Genomic DNA, 20,850 nt, shown 5'->3' on the forward strand with positions numbered 1-20,850 from the left:
TTTTCTAATAAAACCTATTTCACACTTTATTAAGTGTAAAAAAAAAGTGGCTCCGCTTCAAGATAAATTTCTCTCTTTCCACAAAACCACATCATTTCCCAACATTTACTTATTGTTCTTTAACATGTACTTTAATCGTTGCATTTACTTCTGGATGGAGCTTTGCAGGTACATTTGTAAATCCTAAAGAGCGAATGCCATCTGGTAAATCCAGCTTACGTTTATCTATTTTAATATTGTGTGACTTTTTCAGTTCATCTGCAATTTGCTTGCTTGTTACTGAACCAAATAAACGACCGCCTTCACCAGATTTTGCTGAAATTTCAACCGTTAATTTTTCAAGAACATCTTTTAGCTGCTTCATTTGTTCTAGTTCTTCCACAGCTTCTTGCTCCTGTTTTTTCTTTTGAGCATTTAATGAGCTAATACTTGAATTTGTTGCTTCAACAGCTAATCCTTGTTTGATAAGGAAATTGTGAGCATATCCGTCTGCTACATTCTTAACTTCCCCTTTTTTCCCTTTACCTTTAACGTCTTTTAAAAAGATTACTTTCATGATTTGGTTCCTCCCTCTAAATAATCTTCTAATGCTAATTTTAACTGTTTTTCGACTTCTTGTAATGTTGTATGCTCCAACTGTGTTGCTGCATTTGTTAAATGGCCACCGCCACCTAGTGCTTCCATAATAATCTGAACATTAATGTCGCCAAGTGACCGGGCACTTATGCTTATAAACTCAGGGTTTCGTTTCGCAATAACAAACGATGCCTCAATTCCATTCATTGTTAATAATGTGTCTGCTGCTTGTGCAATTGTCACTTGCTCATAAAATTCCTGTTCATCTGCAACAGTAATAGCAATGCCATCTTTAAATATTAATGCATGCTGGATAAGTTGAGCCCGCTTTACATAGCTATTGATATCTTCTTTTAGAAACTTTTGTACTAAAACTGTGTCTGCTCCTTTTGCTCGTAAATAAGAAGCTGCATCAAATGTACGTGATCCTGTTCGAAGTGTAAAACTCTTTGTATCAACAATAATTCCTGCTAAAAGTGCGGTAGCCTCAATTATATTCATTTTTAAATGCTTTGGCTGGTATTCAAGTAATTCGGTCACCAATTCTGCCGTAGACGAAGCATAGGGCTCCATATAAACAAGAATGGGATCTTTAATAAATTCTTCCCCACGTCGATGATGATCAATAACGATTACATGCTCACTTCTCATGAGCAATCGGTCATCAATGACTAATGATGGCTTATGTGTATCAACAACAATAAGCAGTGTTTCGTCTGTCATCATTTCGAGTGCTTGTTCTGGTGAGATAAATCTTGACCACAGTTCAGGGTGTAATTTAAGCTCTGCTAAAAGCTGTTCAACCCCAGAATCAGTTGCTTCTGGATCTAAAACAATAAAGCCTTCTTTTCCGTTAACCTGACAAACTTTAAGGATCCCGATTGCTGAGCCAATTGCATCCATATCCGGATACTTATGTCCCATAATCATTACCTTATCGCTTTCAGACACAATTTCTTTCAATGCATGGGATATGACACGGGCACGAACTCTAGTCCGTTTTTCCATCGGATTTGTTTTCCCTCCGAAGAACTTTACCTTTCCACTAGGTTGTTTAATGGCCACTTGATCTCCACCACGTCCTAATGCTAAGTCTAAGCTCGATTGCGCCAGATCGCCAAGTTCCTGAAGCGAAGAAACACCTGATCCTATTCCAATACTTAAAGTTAATGATACATTTTGAATAGCTGTTTTTTCACGAACTTCATCCAGAATAGAAAACTTAGTTTTTTCAAGTTTGGTTAAAATGTCTTCACTCAATACTCCAATAAATCTTTCAGATGAAGTTCTTTTAAGAAAAACACCATAATCCTTTGCCCATTTATTTAAGAGAGATGTTACCTCACTATTAATCGCACTTCTTGATTGGTCATCCATCGCTTGGGTAACTTCATCATAATTATCTAGGAAAATAAATGCTAAAACTGTACGTTCATCTTCATATTGCTTTTCAATTTCAATTTGCTCAGTTACATCAAAGAAATACAATAGCCGTTCATCACGTTTAATAATGACCTTAAATTCTCGATCATGTAATGTAATCGTCTCTGATTCTACTTCCTGTTTTATTAATGGAACTAATGAATCAGCTACATCAAATAAAGATCTGCCAACAAGAGTGTCCTCATCAAAGCAGGAGGTCATAAAAGGATTTGTCCACTCAATTTGATATTGATCATTGAAAAGCAAAATCCCAATTGGCATTTCCATCAAAGCCTCTTCACCGACTTTTTTCAATCGGTATGAAAGAGTTGTAATATATTCTTTCATTTCTGTTCTAAAGTCTTTTATTGCTTTATTAATAAAATAAAAAGCAATTGCAAGACAAGCAAGAAGGATGGTTCCTATCAACCAATTATAGAAAAATAGAAGAAGTACGGCTATCACTGTTACGCCAATTAATGCATAAATGGGATAACGGATGAATGGTTTTTCATAAAAGCTTGGCATTTTGTTCTCATCAACTCCTCGCAACAGTGATTACAAAATCTTACTTTTTCAGTATTTTCCTACGGAGAGGAAAGCCTAAATCAATTATACCTAAGATTCTAATAAGATAAAGAAATATTGGGATGATTAACGAAGCAATTAAAATAACGATAGGAATTGCTTTTGCCCAGCCCTTGACATATGAATAGAAAAAAACAAAGGAATATCCTTGCATCAGCACGAAAAATTGTAAAATAAAATATAGATTTAACACAGCCATAAAAAGAAAACTGTCTTGATCGAGTTTTACCATTAATAATATGGAGCTAATTAAATAGTACCAAATAATACTTGTTGGTAATCTCCACTCACGGAAGGGCTTTAAAGGTGCTAACTCAAATCGAAGTCTTTTTAAAATCGGGACAGAAATGAGATGAGTGATAACAGCAAAAACCATACCTGTTGTAACAAATAAAGTAGGTATTAATGTCGTAATATAGCCCATCCCTTCTTCAAGCTGCTCAAACTGCTGATTCACTTGTCCACTTGCATCAAATGATTGCAAAATTGCTTTTGATTGCTTAATTGAGTCTTTAAACAGTTCAATAGAGTCTTGAATAAAGTCTATATTTAGAAAAACAATTGAACCAATATAAGAAACAATAATGCTAAAAGTATAAGCTAAGCTCCCTCCGACCAATACACCCATTGTTAGTTTCTTTTTATAGAAATACCCCATCACCATACCGCTCAAGCCAAACATAAGAGCTAATAAAATATTAGTAATAGATCCGAATAAAACCGATAGGATACTTCCTGCCACTACAAGCATAAGCGCAGTGGATAGACTATGCCTTATTGTAAAAATAATAAACGGCAGAGGTAGAACAAAAAGGGCAAGTATCCCAATAATCGGTGCATATTTTGCTACAAGCATGAGCACGATGAAAAGTGCTAATAAAACAGCCCCTTCTGTTATAGCATTTGTTTTCCTCACAACTTCACCTCTTTTAAGAACAACCATCCTTAAAGCTAGGAATTTAGCTCTGTTTAGTATTTCATATCGTTTGTTAATTTATTGCTCTTTTCACAAACTTACACTTTTCCTAATTTATTATAAGGGAGTGACAAACCTATTCGGTTTGTTTTAAAACATGTTACAGTACGTTATGTATAGAAAACGTGTACATACAGCTCTAACCTAAATTTTAGTCTTGATAGCGGTGTATCCACAAGTTCTTTTTAAAAGTAAATATGACGAAAAAAGCACAGAAAGGATTAAACAATCCATCTCTGTGCTTTTCTTTTATTATTCACCAGCAACATATGGTAATAAAGCCATTTGACGAGCTCTTTTGATAGCTACAGTCAATTTACGTTGGTATTTAGCGCTTGTACCTGTTACACGACGAGGTAAAATTTTACCACGCTCAGATACGAATTTTTTTAGTAAATCAACATCTTTATAATCGATGTGAGTGATACCATTTGATGTGAAGAAACACACCTTACGACGTTTTGCACGTCCACCTTTACGTCCGCCTGCCATGATCAATTTCCTCCCTTCTATTTATAATTATCTATTAAAACGGTAAATCATCGTCAGATATATCAATAGGTTTTCCATCATTTGCAAATGGATCGTCATCAAAGCTTGTACGACCTTGATTACGTTGATTTTGATCTGAACCGAATGGATTTTGATTACCAGAGTTCTCTTGGTACCCACCAAAGTTGTTATTGTTGTTGTTGTAGTTATTGTTACCGCCACCGCCGCTTGCTCCTCTTGGCTCAAGGAATTGGACACTTTCTGCAACAACTTCTGTTACATAAACTCGTTTTCCACTTTGATCTTCATAGCTTCTTGACTGTAAACGACCGTCAACTCCTGCAAGACTACCTTTTTTAAGGAAGTTCGCAACATTTTCAGCTTGTTTACGCCAAATCACACAGTTAAGAAAATCAGCTTCTCTTTCACCCTGTTGGTTTGTAAACGTACGGTTCACTGCAAGAGTAAAGGTAGCAACAGCTACTCCACTTGGTGTGTATCGCAAATCTGGATCTTTTGTTAGTCTTCCAACTAATACAACTCGATTCAACATCAGAACCATCCTTTTTTGACTATCTTATCTATTAATTAGTCTTCTTTTTTAATAACGATGTGGCGAATGATATCTTCGCTGATTTTCGCTAAACGATCGAATTCTTGAACAGCTTCAGCTGCAGAGTTAACTTGAAGAAGCATGTAGTAGCCATCACGGAAATCATTGATTTCGTATGCTAGGCGACGTTTGCCCCACTCTTTCGCTTCTGTTACTTCCGCACCATTCTCAGATAAAACGTTGTTGAAACGCTCAACTAAAGCTTTCTTAGCTTCATCTTCAATGTTTGGGCGGATGATGTACATAACTTCGTACTTTCTCATCATCTTACACCTCCTTTTGGTCTAAACGGCCCATAAATGGGCAAGGAGCAATTAAATAAATAAATTACTCACAATTAGGTATTATAACGAATAATTAGTGAAAGCGCAAGTGCGATGTTTATTTCTACTGAATATAGAAGATTTGTTTTGCTGGTTTACAAGCATTTTATAGGATGATTATATGTTTTAAGGATTTTGGGGATGGATGGGGGTTGGGAAAGGATTATGCTCTTCGGGATAGGTTTGGTCTTGATTCTCTCTGTTTCGAGACACATATTGCCTCTTTGGGTTGGTTCTGTCCCAATTCTCTTTGTTTCGAGACACATTTTGACTCTTCGGGGTTGGTTCTGTCCCGATTCTACCTGTTTCAAGACACATTTTTCCTCTTTGGAACTGGTTCTGTCTCGATTCCTACTGTTTCGAGACACATTTTGACTCTTTGGAGCTGGTTCTGTCCCGATTCCTACTGTTTCGAGACACATTTTGACTCTTTGGAGCTGATTCTGTCCCGATTCCTACTGTTTCGAGACACATTTTGACTCTTTGGAGCTGGTTCTGTCCCAATTCTCTTTGTTTCGAGACACATTTTGACTCTTTGGGGCTGGTTCTGTCCCGATTCCTACTGTTTCGAGACACATTTCAACTCTTCGGGGATGGTTCTGTCCCAATTCTCTTTGTTTCCAGACACATTTCAACTCTTTGGGGCTGGTTCTGTCCCGATTCCCTCTGTTTCGAGACACATTTCAACTCTTTGGAACTGGTTCTGTCCCGATTCCCTCTGTTTCGGGACACATTTCTCCTCTTCGGGGATGGTTCTGTCCCAATTCTCTTTGTTTCCAGACACATTTCAACTCTTTGGAGCTCTTTCTGTCCCGATTCTCTCTGTTTCGAGACACATTTCAACTCTTTGGAGCTCTTTCTGTCCCGATTCCTCCTGTTTCCAGACACATTTCAACTCTTTGGGGCTGGTTCTGTCCCGATTCCCTCTGTTTCGGGACACATTTCAACTCTTTGGGACTGGTTCTGTCCCGATTCTCTCTGTTTCGAGACACATTCCCTCTCTTTGGAGCTCTTTCTGTCCCAATTCTCCCTGTTTCGAGACACATTCTTCCTCTTTAGGGCTAGTTCTGTCCCGATTCCCCCTGTTTCCAGACAGAATTTCACTCTCCAGAGCCTCATCCTTTCCCGCTTTCAAGACAAGTCACCCCACATACAAAAAAGCCCACTACAGAAAGTAAAGTCTTCTCAACCTTACCCATCTATAGTGAGCTTTATAGAAATTATCTAATTAGCATTACACATTAAAACGGAAGTGAATAACGTCTCCGTCTTTTACAATATAGTCTTTTCCTTCTAAGCGAACTTTTCCTGCTTCACGTGCAGCACCCATTGTTTTTGCAGATAATAAGTCAGCATAAGAAACGGTTTCAGCACGGATGAAGCCTCGTTCGAAGTCTGTGTGGATGATTCCAGCACATTGAGGAGCTTTCATGCCTTTTTTAAATGTCCATGCGCGAACTTCTTGTTCACCAGCAGTGAAGTAAGTAGCAAGTCCAAGAAGATTGTATGAAGCTTTGATTAATTGATCAAGCCCTGATTCTTCAATGCCTAGCTCTTCTAGGAACATTTCTTTTTCTTCCCCTTCAAGCTCAGCAATTTCTGATTCGATTTTTGCACAAACTACGATAACTTCAGCATTTTCGCCTGCTGCAAATTCACGAACTTGTTGAACATAAGGGTTGTTAGAAGGATCAGCAACTTCCTCTTCACTAACATTAGCAACATATAAAATTGGTTTGATTGTTAACAAATGTAGTTGTTTTGCATATTTAAGCTGCTCTTCATTAAATTCTACTGCACGAGCAGGCTTTTCGCTTTCAAAAGCTTCTTTTAACATCGATAAAATTTCATGTTCAAAAACAGCTGTTTTTTCTTTTTGTTTAGCAAGCTTTGCTACACGGTCGATACGTTTATCAACTGTCTCTAAGTCTGCCAAAATCAATTCAAGGTTGATTGTTTCAATATCTGAAATAGGATCCACTTTTCCTGATACGTGTGTAATGTTTTCGTCAGCGAAGCAACGTACAACATGACAAATTGCATCTACTTGGCGAATATGTGAAAGGAACTTATTTCCTAAACCTTCACCCTTACTAGCACCTTTTACAATTCCTGCGATATCAGTGAATTCGAATGCTGTTGGAATAGTTTTCTTTGGGTTAACTAATTCTGTTAGCTTTTGTAAACGCTCATCCGGTACTTCTACAATTCCCACGTTAGGATCTATTGTACAGAATGGATAGTTTGCTGATTCAGCACCAGCTTGTGTAATTGCGTTAAATAAAGTAGATTTCCCTACGTTAGGAAGGCCTACAATTCCAGCAGTTAATGCCATTTTTCCCACTCCTCTATTTATAAACAAAAGATTGTCCGTTTTCATTCAATCTTCAACAATTATAGTTAGTAACTACATAAAATACAAGCAAGTCTAGTAATATTGTTAACACATTCCAGAATAATTAAAGAAAAAAAGAGCTCATCTCAGCTCTTTAAATTTAGTCTGCCTTTTTTATATTTACTAAGCAATCATATAAAGTACTTCCCTGCCCATTATCTGAAACATCATCTGGTGTTAGAAGATTAACTGAACCGCCGAATTTATGCCACTGACCTTCATCAACATTAATTGTTTTGGCATGTGCTTTCTTCAGTATTTTTACATCACCAGTCAGCTTTCCACGATCATTAAAGATGGTTACTTTATCTCCATCTACTAGTTGTTTTTCTTTTGCGATATCCTCTGAAACTTCAATTTTAACAGTTTGCATTCCTTCTATAAGGAGATAGTGCTGAGAATGATTGGATCGTAATGGATGAATCGATAAAAGCTGATACGGATATTTTTCAGCTAATCTAGGGTTTGAAATTGTTGATTCTTTTGGATAAATATATTGTGGTTTTCCTTCTAATCCTTTGTTAAATCCAAGCTCAGATGTAAATTCAAATTTACCACTTGGAGTTGAAAACTCCTTTGTTTCCCAAGGAACATGGCTCACAGGCAGTGGAGTTCGTTTTTCTTTTTTTAATCGATCAAGCGTTATACCTTTTTCATGTAAATGGGCTGTTGCCATTTCTAAATATTGATCTCGTGTATAAGAAAATTCTTCTCCAAATCCAAGTCTTTCCGCTAATTCTGTCCATATCCATAAATCTGACTTTGCTTCACCTGGAGGTTCAACTAGCTTTTCTCCATAGTTCACATAGTGGTGATACATGGATGCATAATAAATATCCTCTTCCTCAAAGACTGTTGTTGTTGGTAACACATAGTCCGCTAACTCAGCTGTATCTGTTAAAAAATGATCAATGACAACAACTGTATCAACTGATTGAAAAGCTCTTATTATTTTGTTTGAGTCAGGAACTTGTACTAACGGATTCCCGCAGGTTACTATAATCATTTTTATCTCAGGATCCATTGCTTCTAGTACACCATCTGCCTGTTTCATCATTGAAAATGTTCTACTTGATGTAGCCTTTTCAGGTAATGTTAAAGCCTGCATATTAAAGTTTTTACCAACCTGGATATTTCCAAAATTGGCTCCACCACCTGGAATACCAACATTCCCACTGATTGCAACTAGTGCATCAATTAACCGAATTGTATTTCCACCATTAGAATACCTTTGCATTCCTAAACCTAAATAGGTTGTAGTAGGTCCATTCACATATAATTCAGCAATAAATTTTATATCTTCAAAGGAGATTTCAGCTTGTTCTAAAATTTCCTCTAAAGTAAAGTGATTTAAGAGCGAAATTAGATCTTCATAACCAACTGTATAGTTTTTAATAAACTCAGTATCTTGTTTATTTTCACTAATTAAATATTTCATAACTCCAACCGCAACTAACCCATCCATTCCCGGCTTAATAGAAATATAGTGATCAGAAATTTTTGCTGTTGCGTTATAAATTGGGTCAATTACCGTAATTGAACTGCCACGCTTTTTCGCATCTTGTAACTGTTGAAATAAATGCATATTTGTTCTAGCAACATTTCTTCCCCAAATAACGATATGTTTACTGTGGAAAATATCATCTGGTGCATGGCTGTCGGAACTTCCAAAATCCCAAATTTGTGCTTCAATACCAGATCCCCAGCAAATACTTCCTACTAAAGAAGTCGCTCCTCCAAAACTGTTAAAAAAGCGTTTATCAAGATTTTTTAACAATCCATTATTCGCATAATCATGGCTGTGTAAAACAGAAGCAGGACCAAAATTTTGTTTTAGTTCCTTCATCTTTTCAGCAATTTCATCAAGTGCTTGTTTCCATGAAATCTCTTGAAATACACCGTTCACTTTTTTTAGAGGAACTGTTAAGCGTTCTTTAGAATTGGTTTTCGTCTCAAGCATTCTTCCTCTTCCACATATCTTGCCTTTGGTAATTGGATGGTCTTTATCTCCTTCAACCTTGGTGACCTTGCCATCCTCCACTGTAACCTCAAACCCGCAGCTATCCCAGCAGTTCAAAGGACAAGATGACTTAAATACTTGTTTCATATTCATTCCCCTCGATCTACTCAGCAGACTCCTCATGTTTTACAAGAATTTTCTTTAGTTTTCTTGAAAACTCTCGACGTGGGATCATAACACTATGGTCACAACCTAGGCATTTAATTCTAATGTCCATTCCCATTCTAATGATTTTCCACTCATTTGTACCACAAGGGTGCTGTTTTTTCATTTCAACAACATCATTCAATGCAAAATCCTTTTCCATAAGGTTCTACCTCCATTTCTTAACTCACTTCATCTTTTCTGTTATACATCACGACACGTGGATAAGGAATTTCGATACCTTTTTCATCTAACCTCATTTTAATGTCTTTTCTTAACATTCTTCCAATATGGAAGTGACGCATTGGTTCAACTTCACATGTTACACGAAGAACAACCTCTGAAGCTCCAAGCATTTGAACACCTAATAATTCAGGTGGAGCTACAATATCTTCATATTTATCAGGAACCTCTAATAAGAGCTCTTGAATGACTCGCTCCGCTTCTGGAATATCACTTTCATAAGCAATACTAATATCTACAACGGCAATACTATTATTTATAGAGAAGTTTGTTACCTCTATAATGCTCCCATTTGGTAATATATGAATTTCGCCGGTCCAGCTCTTAATTTTTGTTGTACGAAGTCCAATTTCTTCAACTGTTCCTTCAAAAGTTGAAACTCGGATAAAATCGCCAACAGAGAATTGGTCTTCAAAAATAATAAAAAAGCCTGTAATAATATCTTTTACTAAGCTTTGAGCACCAAACCCCACTGCCAATCCAACAATGCCGGCTCCAGCAAGCAACGCACCTACATTAAGACCAAATGTTTCAAGCACCATAATGATCGCAATAAAGTAAATAACGTAAGTGAGGATATTTTCAAGTAACTTTGAAAGAGTATTTTCTCTTCTCTCAGAAATTCTAATTGGTGATTTCCCACGGAATAAAAACACCTTTGTAATGGCTAACTTTCCAATTCGTATAAAGATGGTTGAGACAATCAAGATTAATAAAATTTGTAAAAATCCTTTTCCAATTGTAATCCATAAATCAGCATTCGTTAAATAATCTACTGCATCGTTCCACATTTCTTGTAAAATTTTCAATCAGATCACCCTTTACTAAGTAAAAATTTATTATAAAAGAGCAACTACTATTTTCATAGCCATTATACTCTATTCCAAAAGAAATATCTTTTGGAAAACTTCATTATATCGTACGTTTATACTTTTGAAATTAGGGATATATCTCGAATCTTATACCTCTCCAACACATACGAAAGGCTGACTCTACTCAAATTTTTATCTTTAAGGAGTCAGCCGTAGCATCATTTTGTTCTATAGCGATTTAAGATTGGATAAAGCAAAATAGTAACGAGTAGATAAAGATTAATTAATCCATATAAAGGATATAGGATGCCCACTAGATTTGCAAAGCCAAAACGTGTGAAAGGCAGCATGGCTAAAACGAGAATTAATGCTATTAGCCAAAATGGAACCTTTAATAGTTGCTTAAATCGCGAGGCAAGTCCAAAAATTCCCGATACAGCTGTTGTATAAATTGCCAGCCATAACATCACAGACATAAAAAGGAAAAATCCAAATGGTGAACCTTTTAATACAGCAAAGAGTGGAATTTCGTATTCTGTTAAATAATCAGCCATTTGGATGAGTGTTTCATTATAAACAAATGAGATTGTTCCTAATATAACTCCACTTCCAATACTGGCTACTTTCGCTTCCTTAAGACTTTTAATTTCTTTTCCTATTGCGGATAAAACCGCAATCAATGGCAAAATATTTAAAGCTGTAAATGTAAATGCTGCTGGCCAATTATACTGTTCATTTAAATCTAATACCCATGAATGATGATGGGAAATATTAAATGATAATAATGCATAGAACAGTCCAAAGACAAGCATGGGAATGATGATTGAGTTCAGTTTAATGATTCCATTAGAACTGCCTACAAACAACAATACTAGTAATACTGCAAAAAGCGTAATACCTGCCCAGTATGGAATGGAAAAGGCTTCAAGCGTTGCTCCTCCTCCGGCAATCATAACGATTGTTGTTGTAAATAAATACAACACAATTAAAAAATCATACACATAGGAGAGTTTTTTACCAACTAATCTTTCTAAGATTGGGAAAAAGTGATCAGACTGTACTTCGTAACTTATTTTCATAATCACATAGACAGCTATGATAAAGATAACCGTAAAGATTACGATAGCTAGTCCGCTCTCAAAGCCGAAAAACTGCCAGAGTTCTCTTCCTGATGCATATCCTGCTCCAATAATTGTTCCTAAAATCAAAAACATCCATTTAAAACCTGAATTCATTTTTCTCACCTCTTAAGGCTGTCCTATTTACAACGAGCATGTATAGAATTGAACATTTCTCCGTATACTGTTACTACTATGACGTGGGAGTGAATTCTATGAATCTTAAATCAGGTCTTTTTCATTCAGATAAAAATCAAGAACGTATTCATTATGAGGATCAGGACGCTACGCAGCTAGTTTCAACCACCCTTTTAGATCATTTGCCAAAACTTTATTTCAAGCCAATTGTTTTTGTTTGTATTGGAACAGACCGATCAACGGGTGATAGCTTAGGTCCACTAATTGGTACGTCCTTAAATAAAGAGTTGTCCCATTTCCATGTCTATGGAACTCTTAAAGATCCAGTACACGCTGTAAATCTAAAGGAAACGCTTGAAACAATCAATGAAAAACATCGAAATCCATTTATTATTGCGATTGATGCTTGTTTAGGAAGAATGAAAAGTGTTGGATTCATGGAAATTGCAAAAGGTTCGATAAAACCTGGAGCAGGTGTAAACAAAGAATTACCAGCAGTAGGTGATATGCATATCACCGGTATTGTTAACATAAGTGGATATATGGAGTTCCTCGTGTTACAAAATACACGCCTTCACTTAGTTATGAGTATGGCAGACATTATTTCTAATGGAATCATTGAAGCAGAAAAGATTTATCTAGAAAAGAGAATTTCTGTTAGAAGAAAATGGTTGGCAAGTGAGGATTCTGCAATTAATTAAAATTTTTCTTCTTACATACAGAAATACACTGCATATCTCATGCAGTGTATTAAGTATTTCCTTTTAAAAATGATGCTGGACTAGAACAATAGCAGTAATAACTAAAATACCTGGTAGTAGGTTTGCTACTCTTATTTGTTTTAAGCCTAGAATATTAATTCCTATAGCTATGATCATAACCCCACCTATAGAAGTCAGTTCAGCTATTAATCTTTCTAATAACTCATCTGATAAAAATTGATGAATGACATTCGCAAAAAGAGCAATTCCCCCTTGATATAGAAATACTGGTATAGAGGAAAACAATACTCCTATTCCAAGAGTACTGGCAAGAATCATACTTGTGAATCCATCGATCATTGACTTTGTTAATAAAACAGCATGGTCTTGTCGTAAACCGCTGTCTAATGCACCAATGATTGCCATTGCACCTACAAGAAAGATTAAGGTAGCAGTAACAAAACCTTGTGCAATATTACCTGTTTCTGATTTACCTAACTTTCTTTCCAACATATTTCCTACTGACTGGAGATGATTTTCAATCCTTAACCATTCTCCTATAACAGTTCCAAGCACAAGGCTAACAATAACAATGAAGAAATCCTCACTTTTTAAGGCCATACTAATCCCCAGGACAACTACAGAAAGACCAATGGCCATCATCACTGTTTCTTTCATTTGTTCAGGAATTCTTCTTAATAAAAGACCAATAAGGGTTCCTACAATTATAGCTAGTGCATTTACAATACTTCCAAATAAAACCATACCTGCTAAATCCCCTCTTTTTAAACATAGATGAATCAATTCCATAATGTATCATTTGTTACCAAAGAAAAAAGTGCAAAGAAAAAGACTGACTACTAAGCCAGCTCTAAAGGAAATCTGTTTATTGTTGCTGTTGTTCTAGCAACTCTAAAATACGATCTAAATCATCTTGAGAAAAGAATTCTATTTCAATCTTTCCTTTTTTCTTCTGCTTTTTAATCGTAACGGACGTTCCGAAATATTCCTGTAAAAATGATTCTCTTTCTTTTATAAACACATCTTTTTCAGGCTTTTTCTTTTTCGTTTCACGTGAAACATTACTATTTAACTGTTGGATAAGTTGCTCTAGTTGACGAACATTTAAATGTTCTCGGATAATTTTTTCAACTAGTGCATTTAATTTTTCTTTATTTTTTAATCCAAGTAAAGTTCGTCCATGTCCCATAGATAGCTTACCTTCAGCTATTAATTGCTGAATTTGCTCTGGCAATGTTAGAAGTCTAACATGGTTAGCAATATGTGGTCTGCTTTTTCCCAACCTTTTTGCTAATGCTTCTTGAGTTAGGCCTAAATGCTCCATTAGCTTTTGATATGCTTGGGCTTCTTCAATTGGACTTAAATCTTCACGTTGTAAATTTTCTAAAAGTGCGAGCTCCATCATTTGTTGCTCTGTTAACTCTCTTACAACAGCAGGAATAACTGTTAGCTCTGCCGCTTTTGCTGCACGAAATCTTCTTTCCCCTACAACAATTTCAAACCCTTTAATACTTTTCCTAACAATAATTGGTTGCAGGACACCATGCTGTAAAATGGATTCTTTTAATTCATTTATCGCATCTTCTTCAAATACTTTACGTGGTTGATATGGATTTGGGCGAATCTCATTTATGTTGATTTCTTGAATAGATTCTTCCTTTTCTACTTCCATGTTAGTGAAGAGAGCATTAATACCTTTTCCTAAACCTCTAGCCATTTACAACCACTTCCTTTGCCAAATCTAAATAAACCTCTGCTCCTCTAGATCTTGGATCATAAATGATAATTGGTTGTCCGTGACTTGGTGCCTCACTTAAGCGAATATTTCTTGGAATGATTGTTTTATAAACCTTATCCTGAAAATATTTTTTCACTTCATCAATTACTTGAATACCTAGATTTGTTCTTGCATCTAGCATTGTTAATAAAACACCTTCTATTGTAAGATCAGTGTTTAAATGCTTTTGAACAAGTCTGACAGTATTTAATAATTGGCTCAATCCCTCAAGGGCGTAATATTCACATTGTACCGGTATTAAAACTGCATCTGATGCTGTTAAGGCATTAATGGTGAGCAATCCTAATGATGGTGGACAGTCAATCACCATATAATCATACTGATCCTTTACAGCTTCAAGTGCCCTTTTGAGTCTAACCTCTCTAGAGATTGTTGGTACAAGTTCTATTTCAGCCCCAGCTAACTGTATCGTGGCTGGAATAATATCAAGATTTTCTACAGCTGTAGATTTTATAACGTCCTTTGCATCTACATCATCTACTAAAATATCATAAATACAATGAGCAACATCAGCCTTTTCAATGCCAATCCCGCTCGTTGCATTACCTTGTGGGTCAACATCGACGAGAAGAACTCGTTTCCCAATGTATGCTAAGCAAGCTCCTAAATTTACGGATGTGGTTGTTTTTCCAACACCACCTTTTTGGTTTGCAATCGCAATAATTTTCCCCACGATGTCACCTACTTTCATCTTCTAATCTATTGTTAAAATTTTACAGTAAAGAAAAAAGCATAAAAGTGAACCCATCTAGCTTTTCCTGAAGATTAGCATTAGCTACTAGATGAATAGATTTCCTTCTTTTATTTTACAACATTCTACAAATTGCTACTTTAAATCATTTTTTTATTTTATCATGAAAAATGGATGAAGAGTTTGAATTTTTTTGTATTTATGCAAAATAGTAATTTCTACTAATTAAAATTCATTTTTATCATTCTGAAGAGATATTTTTCTAGGTGGAATTGGTTCGGGTGAGGATGTGACCATCATAATTTTGTGTTCTTCTCTAAATAATCATTCCACAATGGTCTATGTTTCTTTTATTGAATCTAGTACAAAGAAAAAAGGCCTGACAAAAAGCCAGTACCTAACAGCCATATGTGGAATAGATAAATAGTTTATAAAAATAGTTATTATTCAATATTATTTAGGAATTTTAATTGTGAATTGGATGTATTCATCAAATTCTTCTTCTTCCGTATTTAATTTTACGCCACTGTCAGCTACCATTGTTAGGGATTGACGAATTGTATTCATAGCAATTCTTGTATCTCTACTAAATGCTTTACGCTTTGGTTTTGGTTTTACATTATTTTTTTCAAGTAGCTTGACTACCCTATCCTCTGTTTGCTTAACATTCAATTGTTTTTCAACAATTTCCTCTAACAGTGTAATTTGTAGCTGTGGATCTTTTAATGGAATTAGTGCACGTGCATGACGTTCAGTGATTGCTTTTTGAAGTAATGCCTCCTGGACTTCTTCAGGAAGCTTTAACAAGCGCAGCTTATTTGCTATAGTTGATTGACCTTTACCAAGTCTTTGGGCCAATGCTTCTTGAGTTAAGTCATGTAATTCTAGTAACTTAGCATAAGCAACTGCTTCCTCTATTGAAGATAACTCTTCCCTTTGAAGGTTTTCTATTAAAGCAACACTAGCTGTTTCCGTATCGTTGAAATCCTTTACAATTGCAGGTATCTCTTCCCAACCTAAAGTCTGTACAGCACGCCAGCGTCTTTCACCTGCAATCAACTCAAATTTACCACCTATTTCTCGGACAACAATAGGCTGAATAATTCCATGAGTACGAATTGTTAAGGCTAACTCTTCAATCTTTTCATTTGAAAAAACGGTACGTGGCTGGAAGCGGTTAGGAGTAATATCCTTAATTGGAATCTTTTTAACCTCTTCCCTTATTTCTTCTGCTGTATCTTCTTGTTCAACTTCCTCTACTACGATTTGATTAGCTTGTGCTTGTTCTTTTTCTCCCAAACCGAAAAAGCGAGAAAATGGATGCTTCATGAGCCTACACCACCTTTTAAAACTACCAATTTAAATATTCTATTTCTCTTACATTATTTCCTGCAAAATACTCGAAAGTTCGAGTAAATGTTTCACATGAAACATCTACTCGATTGGAAGTTTATTTGGCGTTCCAGGCTTTCGAGGATATTTTTTAGGAGTGCTTTTTTCTTTTTCAATTATTAAGATTGTTCTCTCACTTTCCTCTAAAGGTAGTTCAAATGAGTGAATTTCTTGCACATTACCACCTAATACAGTAACGGCCTTTTTACCAGCCTCAAGCTCTTCCTGTGCTGCTGCCCCTTTCATGGCAATGAAGTATCCATCCTTTTTTGCTAAAGGAATACATAATTCACTTAGAACAGATAGCCTCGCAACAGCTCTGGCTGTGACAACGTCATATGTTTCCCGAACCTGTTTATTTTGACCAAACGTTTCAGCTCGATCATGAAATAACTGCACTGAATTTAACCCTAATTCTTTTGATAAATGCGATAAAAAAGTAATTCTTTTTTGTAAAGAGTCAACGATTGATACCTTTAAATGCGGAAAACAAATGTTTAAAGGAATACTCGGAAATCCAGCTCCTGCACCTACATCACATATACTTAGTGGCTTAGAGAAATCAAAATAAAATGCTGCAGAAATAGAATCATAAAAATGTTTTAAATACACGTCGTTTTTGTCTGTAATTGACGTTAAATTCATTTTTTCATTCCACTCTACTAAGAGCTTAAAATATAACTCAAATTGGTCCATCTGCTGCTGAGAAAGAGAAATCCCCTTCTCAGCTAAGCTTGATTGAAATAATGCTGTATCCATATTCATAACCTTTCTGTTAAAGATTGGTTTTATTAACAGTAATTATTGATTTGAAACTCTGGCAATTCTACCTTGTTCTAGGTATACCAATAATATTGAAATATCAGCTGGGTTTACTCCAGAAATACGTGAAGCTTGTGCAACTGATAATGGTCTAACTTCCTTAAGCTTTTGACGTGCTTCTGAAGCTAAGCCATTAATATCATCATAATCAATATTTTCAGGGATTTTTTTGTTTTCCATTTTCTTAAGCTTTTCAACTTGTTGTAAGGATTTTTCAATATATCCCTCATATTTTATTTGTATTTCTACCTGCTCTGCAACATCTGAATCCACTTCTGATTCTGATGGTACAAGCTGAGCGATATGCTCATAGTTCATTTCTGGTCGTTTTAATAAATCAGCTGCTTTTATGCCATCTTTAAGCTCACTACCGCCGACAGAAAGAATAAGCTTTTGTGTTTCTTGATTCGGCTTAATGATAACAGATGATAAGCGTTGTTTTTCTTCTTCAATTGCTTGCTTCTTAGTTTTGAATTTTTCAAAACGTTCATCAGAAATTAATCCGATTTTCTTTCCTGTTTCGGTTAAGCGCAAATCGGCATTATCATGTCTTAGAAGTAGTCGATATTCTGCTCTTGATGTTAGTAAGCGATATGGTTCACTTGTACCTTTTGTTACAAGATCATCAATGAGTACACCTATATAAGCATCCGAGCGACTTAAAATGACTTCTTCTTTTTCAAGAGCCTTTTGTGCAGCATTAATTCCAGCCATTAATCCTTGACCAGCAGCTTCTTCATAACCAGAAGTTCCGTTAATTTGTCCTGCTGTAAATAAAGAAGAAATCTTTTTCGTTTCTAAAGTTGGCCATAGTTGAGTTGGGACAATGGCATCATATTCAATTGCATATCCCGCCCTCATCATTTGAACCTTTTCAAGTCCAGGAATTGTTTTCAAAATTTGCTGTTGAACATCTTCTGGTAAACTTGTTGATAGCCCCTGCACATAGACCTCTTGTGTATTTCTACCTTCTGGCTCTAAAAAGATTTGATGACGCGGCTTATCATTAAAGCGAACAACTTTATCCTCAATAGATGGACAATAACGAGGTCCTGTGCCTTTAATCATTCCTGAATACATAGGAGAACGATGTAAATTATCATCAATAATTTTGTGAGTTTCTCCGCTCGTATACGTTAACCAGCAAGGTAGCTGATCTGTAATGTATTTTGTTGTTTCATAAGAAAATGCACGCGGCACTTCATCTCCAGGTTGAATTTCTGTTTTGCTATAGTCAATCGAGTGACTATTTACTCGTGGAGGTGTTCCTGTTTTGAAACGAACTAAATCAAAGCCCAATTCTTGTAAATGCTCTGATAGCTTAATTGAAGGCTGCTGATTGTTTGGTCCACTTGAGTATTTTAATTCTCCTAGAATAATTTCTCCGCGTAAAAATGTACCTGTTGTTAATACAACTGCTTTCGCAGAATATTCAGCTCCAGTTTGAGTAACCACACCTTTACAAACACCGTCTTCTACGATTAAGCGATCAACCATTCCTTGTAGCAATGTAAGGTTACGTTCATTTTCCATCGTTTTTTTCATCTCATGTTGATATGAAAACTTATCTGCTTGTGCACGAAGCGCTCGAACAGCTGGACCTTTTCCCGTGTTTAGCATTCTCATCTGGATATGGGTTTTGTCGATGTTTTTCCCCATTTCTCCGCCTAAAGCATCAATTTCACGAACAACAATTCCTTTTGCTGGTCCACCAACAGATGGATTACATGGCATAAATGCAACCATATCTAGATTAATGGTAATGACGAGAGTTTTTGCTCCCATTCTTGCTGATGCGAGTGCTGATTCACACCCTGCATGTCCAGCTCCTACAACAATGACATCATAATCTCCTGCATGATACGTCATAGAGGAACCTCCTTTATATAAAAAATATCTACTTTATTTCCCTAAACAGAACTGAGAAAACAGTTGATCAATTAAGCTTTCGTGAACTGCATCTCCTATTATTTCCCCAAGCTGTTCCCAACAACGGGTTAAATCTATTTGTACAATATCAATTGGAACTCCTGCTTCTATACCAGACAATGCGTCATTAATAGAAGTTTCGGCAGCTGTTAATAGAGCAATATGTCTTGAGTTTGAAACATATGTTAAGTCCCCGCTTTGGACATTTCCTTCAAAGAACAATGCACTTATTGCTTCTTCTAATGCATCTATTCCCTGTTCTTCTAATAGTGATGTTGTCACAACAGGTCTTCCCGCTGCTTGCTCCTTCACCTTTTGAAGATCAATTTTTTGATCCAAATCTGTTTTATTAACAATAACGATAATATCCATTCCTTTTACGGCTTCAAAAAGCTGAACATCTTCTTGAGAAAGTTCTTCGTTATAATTCAGAACTAGTAAAATAAGATCCGCTTCTTTTAATACTTTTCTCGAACGTTCAACACCGATACGTTCTACAATATCTTCTGTTTCACGTATTCCAGCTGTATCAACTAATCGTAAAGGAACACCTCTTACATTGACGTATTCTTCTATAACATCTCTAGTTGTTCCAGGAATATCAGTAACAATTGCTTTATTTTCATGAACAAGGCTGTTTAATAAAGATGATTTCCCGACGTTTGGTCGTCCTATAATAACAGTAGACAAGCCTTCTCTAAGAATTTTCCCTTGTTGTGATGTTTTCAATAACTTACTGATTTCATTTTTTACAAATGTAGCTTTTTCAACAAGCATTTGATGAGTCATTTCTTCAACATCATCATATTCAGGATAGTCAATATTGACTTCAACATGTGCTAGTGTTTCTAGAATTTCCTGTCTTAACTTCTGAACAAGCTTTGACAGTTTTCCTTCCATTTGCCCTAAAGCGACATTCATTGCTCGATCCGTTTTTGCTCGTATTAAATCCATAACAGCCTCAGCTTGAGACAAATCAATCCGACCATTCAAAAAGGCTCTCTTTGTAAACTCTCCTGGTTCTGCCAGTCTTGCACCATGTTGAATGACCAACTGCAGTACCCGGTTCACTGTAACAATTCCACCGTGACAGTTTATTTCTACTATATCTTCTCTCGTAAATGTCTTTGGTCCCCTCATTAAAGACAACATGACTTCTTCTACAACTTGACCTGTTTTCGGGTCCACAATATGTCCGTAATGGATCGTATGGGAGTCAACATTAGTTAACCTTTTATTCGAAGGAGCCTTAAATAGTCGATCAGCAATCTCTATTGCTTCCTCACCACTTAACCGAACAATGGCAATAGCTCCCTCTCCTAAAGGTGTCGATATCGCTGCGATTGTATCTAACTCCATCGCTACGACCACCTCTCTCTTTCATTTATGTAAATTTTCTTCCTCTTAAAATGCGACCAATTTTTTAAAGATAGCACATTTCGTTTTCATTAGAAAGCAAAATCGCCTCATTTTATCCACAATTATTTATCCACTCTCTTCATACCTTTCTCTATTTTAACTTATCCACATGTTAATAACAATATTTGATGAATTTGAAATATTTTATGGGGTGCCTGTCACCACCCGATATTTGTAGAAGGTTGTCGATCATTTGAATAGATCTCTGACTTGCTTT

General features: G+C 36.0%; 19 protein-coding genes. 1 reads left to right on the plus strand and 18 read right to left on the minus strand.

The features are described from left to right. Positions 1-109: 109 nt before the first annotated feature. The 11 genes from rplI to D9842_RS20200 all read right to left on the minus strand — a co-directional run bounded on the left by rplI (position 110) and on the right by D9842_RS20200 (position 11,839). Positions 110-556, minus strand: a complete 447-nt coding sequence (gene rplI / locus D9842_RS20140) for a 50S ribosomal protein L9 (RefSeq protein ID WP_121664073.1) — start codon at positions 554-556, stop codon at positions 110-112. Beyond that, the gene (locus tag D9842_RS20145; protein ID WP_121664074.1) at positions 553-2,526 is read right to left on the minus strand and encodes a DHH family phosphoesterase; all 1,974 of its coding nucleotides are present in this window, start codon (positions 2,524-2,526) and stop codon (positions 553-555) included. Before D9842_RS20145 ends, rplI begins: the two co-directional genes overlap by 4 nt. A gap of 40 nt (positions 2,527-2,566) precedes the next feature. Further along, a complete protein-coding gene (locus D9842_RS20150) occupies positions 2,567-3,502 on the minus strand; it encodes a YybS family protein (RefSeq protein WP_162987520.1) in 936 nt (311 codons plus the stop codon). 312 nt (positions 3,503-3,814) lie between these two features. Further along, on the minus strand, positions 3,815-4,054 hold the full coding sequence (gene rpsR, locus D9842_RS20155; protein WP_026561616.1) for a 30S ribosomal protein S18: 240 nt from the start codon (positions 4,052-4,054) through the stop codon (positions 3,815-3,817). Between the two features lie 34 nt (positions 4,055-4,088). Further along, positions 4,089-4,607 (minus strand): single-stranded DNA-binding protein, encoded by a 519-nt coding sequence (gene ssb, locus D9842_RS20160; RefSeq protein WP_121664076.1) that lies wholly within the window; start codon positions 4,605-4,607, stop codon positions 4,089-4,091. A gap of 35 nt (positions 4,608-4,642) precedes the next feature. Continuing rightward, positions 4,643-4,930 (minus strand): 30S ribosomal protein S6, encoded by a 288-nt coding sequence (gene rpsF / locus D9842_RS20165; RefSeq protein WP_098799528.1) that lies wholly within the window; start codon positions 4,928-4,930, stop codon positions 4,643-4,645. 1,294 nt (positions 4,931-6,224) lie between these two features. Then, positions 6,225-7,325, minus strand: coding sequence for a redox-regulated ATPase YchF (gene ychF, locus D9842_RS20180; RefSeq protein ID WP_121664079.1), 1,101 nt, complete (start codon positions 7,323-7,325; stop codon positions 6,225-6,227). A gap of 160 nt (positions 7,326-7,485) precedes the next feature. After that, the gene (locus tag D9842_RS20185; RefSeq protein WP_121664080.1) at positions 7,486-9,492 is read right to left on the minus strand and encodes a molybdopterin-dependent oxidoreductase; all 2,007 of its coding nucleotides are present in this window, start codon (positions 9,490-9,492) and stop codon (positions 7,486-7,488) included. A gap of 16 nt (positions 9,493-9,508) precedes the next feature. After that, a complete protein-coding gene (locus D9842_RS20190; RefSeq protein ID WP_121664081.1) occupies positions 9,509-9,712 on the minus strand; it encodes a DUF951 domain-containing protein in 204 nt (67 codons plus the stop codon). Positions 9,713-9,731: 19 nt separating this feature from the next. Then, entirely contained in the window at positions 9,732-10,601 is an 870-nt protein-coding gene (locus D9842_RS20195) for a mechanosensitive ion channel family protein (RefSeq protein ID WP_121664082.1), read from the minus strand. 221 nt (positions 10,602-10,822) lie between these two features. Next, the gene (locus D9842_RS20200; RefSeq protein ID WP_121664083.1) at positions 10,823-11,839 is read right to left on the minus strand and encodes a YkvI family membrane protein; all 1,017 of its coding nucleotides are present in this window, start codon (positions 11,837-11,839) and stop codon (positions 10,823-10,825) included. Positions 11,840-11,937: 98 nt separating this feature from the next. Here D9842_RS20200 and yyaC point away from each other — a divergent pair, with 98 nt between their 5' ends. Then, positions 11,938-12,561 (plus strand): spore protease YyaC, encoded by a 624-nt coding sequence (yyaC, locus tag D9842_RS20205; protein ID WP_121664084.1) that lies wholly within the window; start codon positions 11,938-11,940, stop codon positions 12,559-12,561. A gap of 63 nt (positions 12,562-12,624) precedes the next feature. On the opposite strand, the gene D9842_RS20210 is transcribed toward yyaC, so the two are convergent. From D9842_RS20210 to mnmE, 7 genes are all read right to left on the minus strand, one after another. Next, complete coding sequence (locus D9842_RS20210) at positions 12,625-13,326, minus strand: DUF554 domain-containing protein (RefSeq protein WP_098797614.1); 702 nt, start codon at positions 13,324-13,326, stop codon at positions 12,625-12,627. A gap of 121 nt (positions 13,327-13,447) precedes the next feature. Continuing rightward, complete coding sequence (locus D9842_RS20215; protein WP_121664085.1) at positions 13,448-14,299, minus strand: ParB/RepB/Spo0J family partition protein; 852 nt, start codon at positions 14,297-14,299, stop codon at positions 13,448-13,450. Continuing rightward, positions 14,292-15,053 carry a ParA family protein gene (locus D9842_RS20220; RefSeq protein WP_098797616.1) on the minus strand — a complete coding sequence of 254 codons (762 nt, stop codon included), beginning with the start codon at positions 15,051-15,053 and terminating at the stop codon, positions 14,292-14,294. Before D9842_RS20220 ends, D9842_RS20215 begins: the two co-directional genes overlap by 8 nt. A 471-nt stretch (positions 15,054-15,524) precedes the next feature. After that, positions 15,525-16,400: a nucleoid occlusion protein gene (gene noc / locus D9842_RS20225; RefSeq protein ID WP_121664086.1), complete on the minus strand. Its 876-nt coding sequence runs from the start codon at positions 16,398-16,400 to the stop codon at positions 15,525-15,527. Between the two features lie 105 nt (positions 16,401-16,505). Next, positions 16,506-17,222: a 16S rRNA (guanine(527)-N(7))-methyltransferase RsmG gene (gene rsmG / locus D9842_RS20230; RefSeq protein WP_121664087.1), complete on the minus strand. Its 717-nt coding sequence runs from the start codon at positions 17,220-17,222 to the stop codon at positions 16,506-16,508. Positions 17,223-17,264: 42 nt separating this feature from the next. After that, on the minus strand, positions 17,265-19,154 hold the full coding sequence (mnmG, locus tag D9842_RS20235) for a tRNA uridine-5-carboxymethylaminomethyl(34) synthesis enzyme MnmG (protein ID WP_121664088.1): 1,890 nt from the start codon (positions 19,152-19,154) through the stop codon (positions 17,265-17,267). A gap of 33 nt (positions 19,155-19,187) precedes the next feature. After that, the gene (gene mnmE / locus D9842_RS20240; RefSeq protein WP_121664089.1) at positions 19,188-20,573 is read right to left on the minus strand and encodes a tRNA uridine-5-carboxymethylaminomethyl(34) synthesis GTPase MnmE; all 1,386 of its coding nucleotides are present in this window, start codon (positions 20,571-20,573) and stop codon (positions 19,188-19,190) included. Between the last annotated feature and the right edge of the window lie 277 nt (positions 20,574-20,850).

It is taken from the genome of Metabacillus litoralis (assembly GCF_003667825.1).
GTDB classification, from domain to species: domain Bacteria; phylum Bacillota; class Bacilli; order Bacillales; family Bacillaceae; genus Metabacillus; species Metabacillus litoralis_B.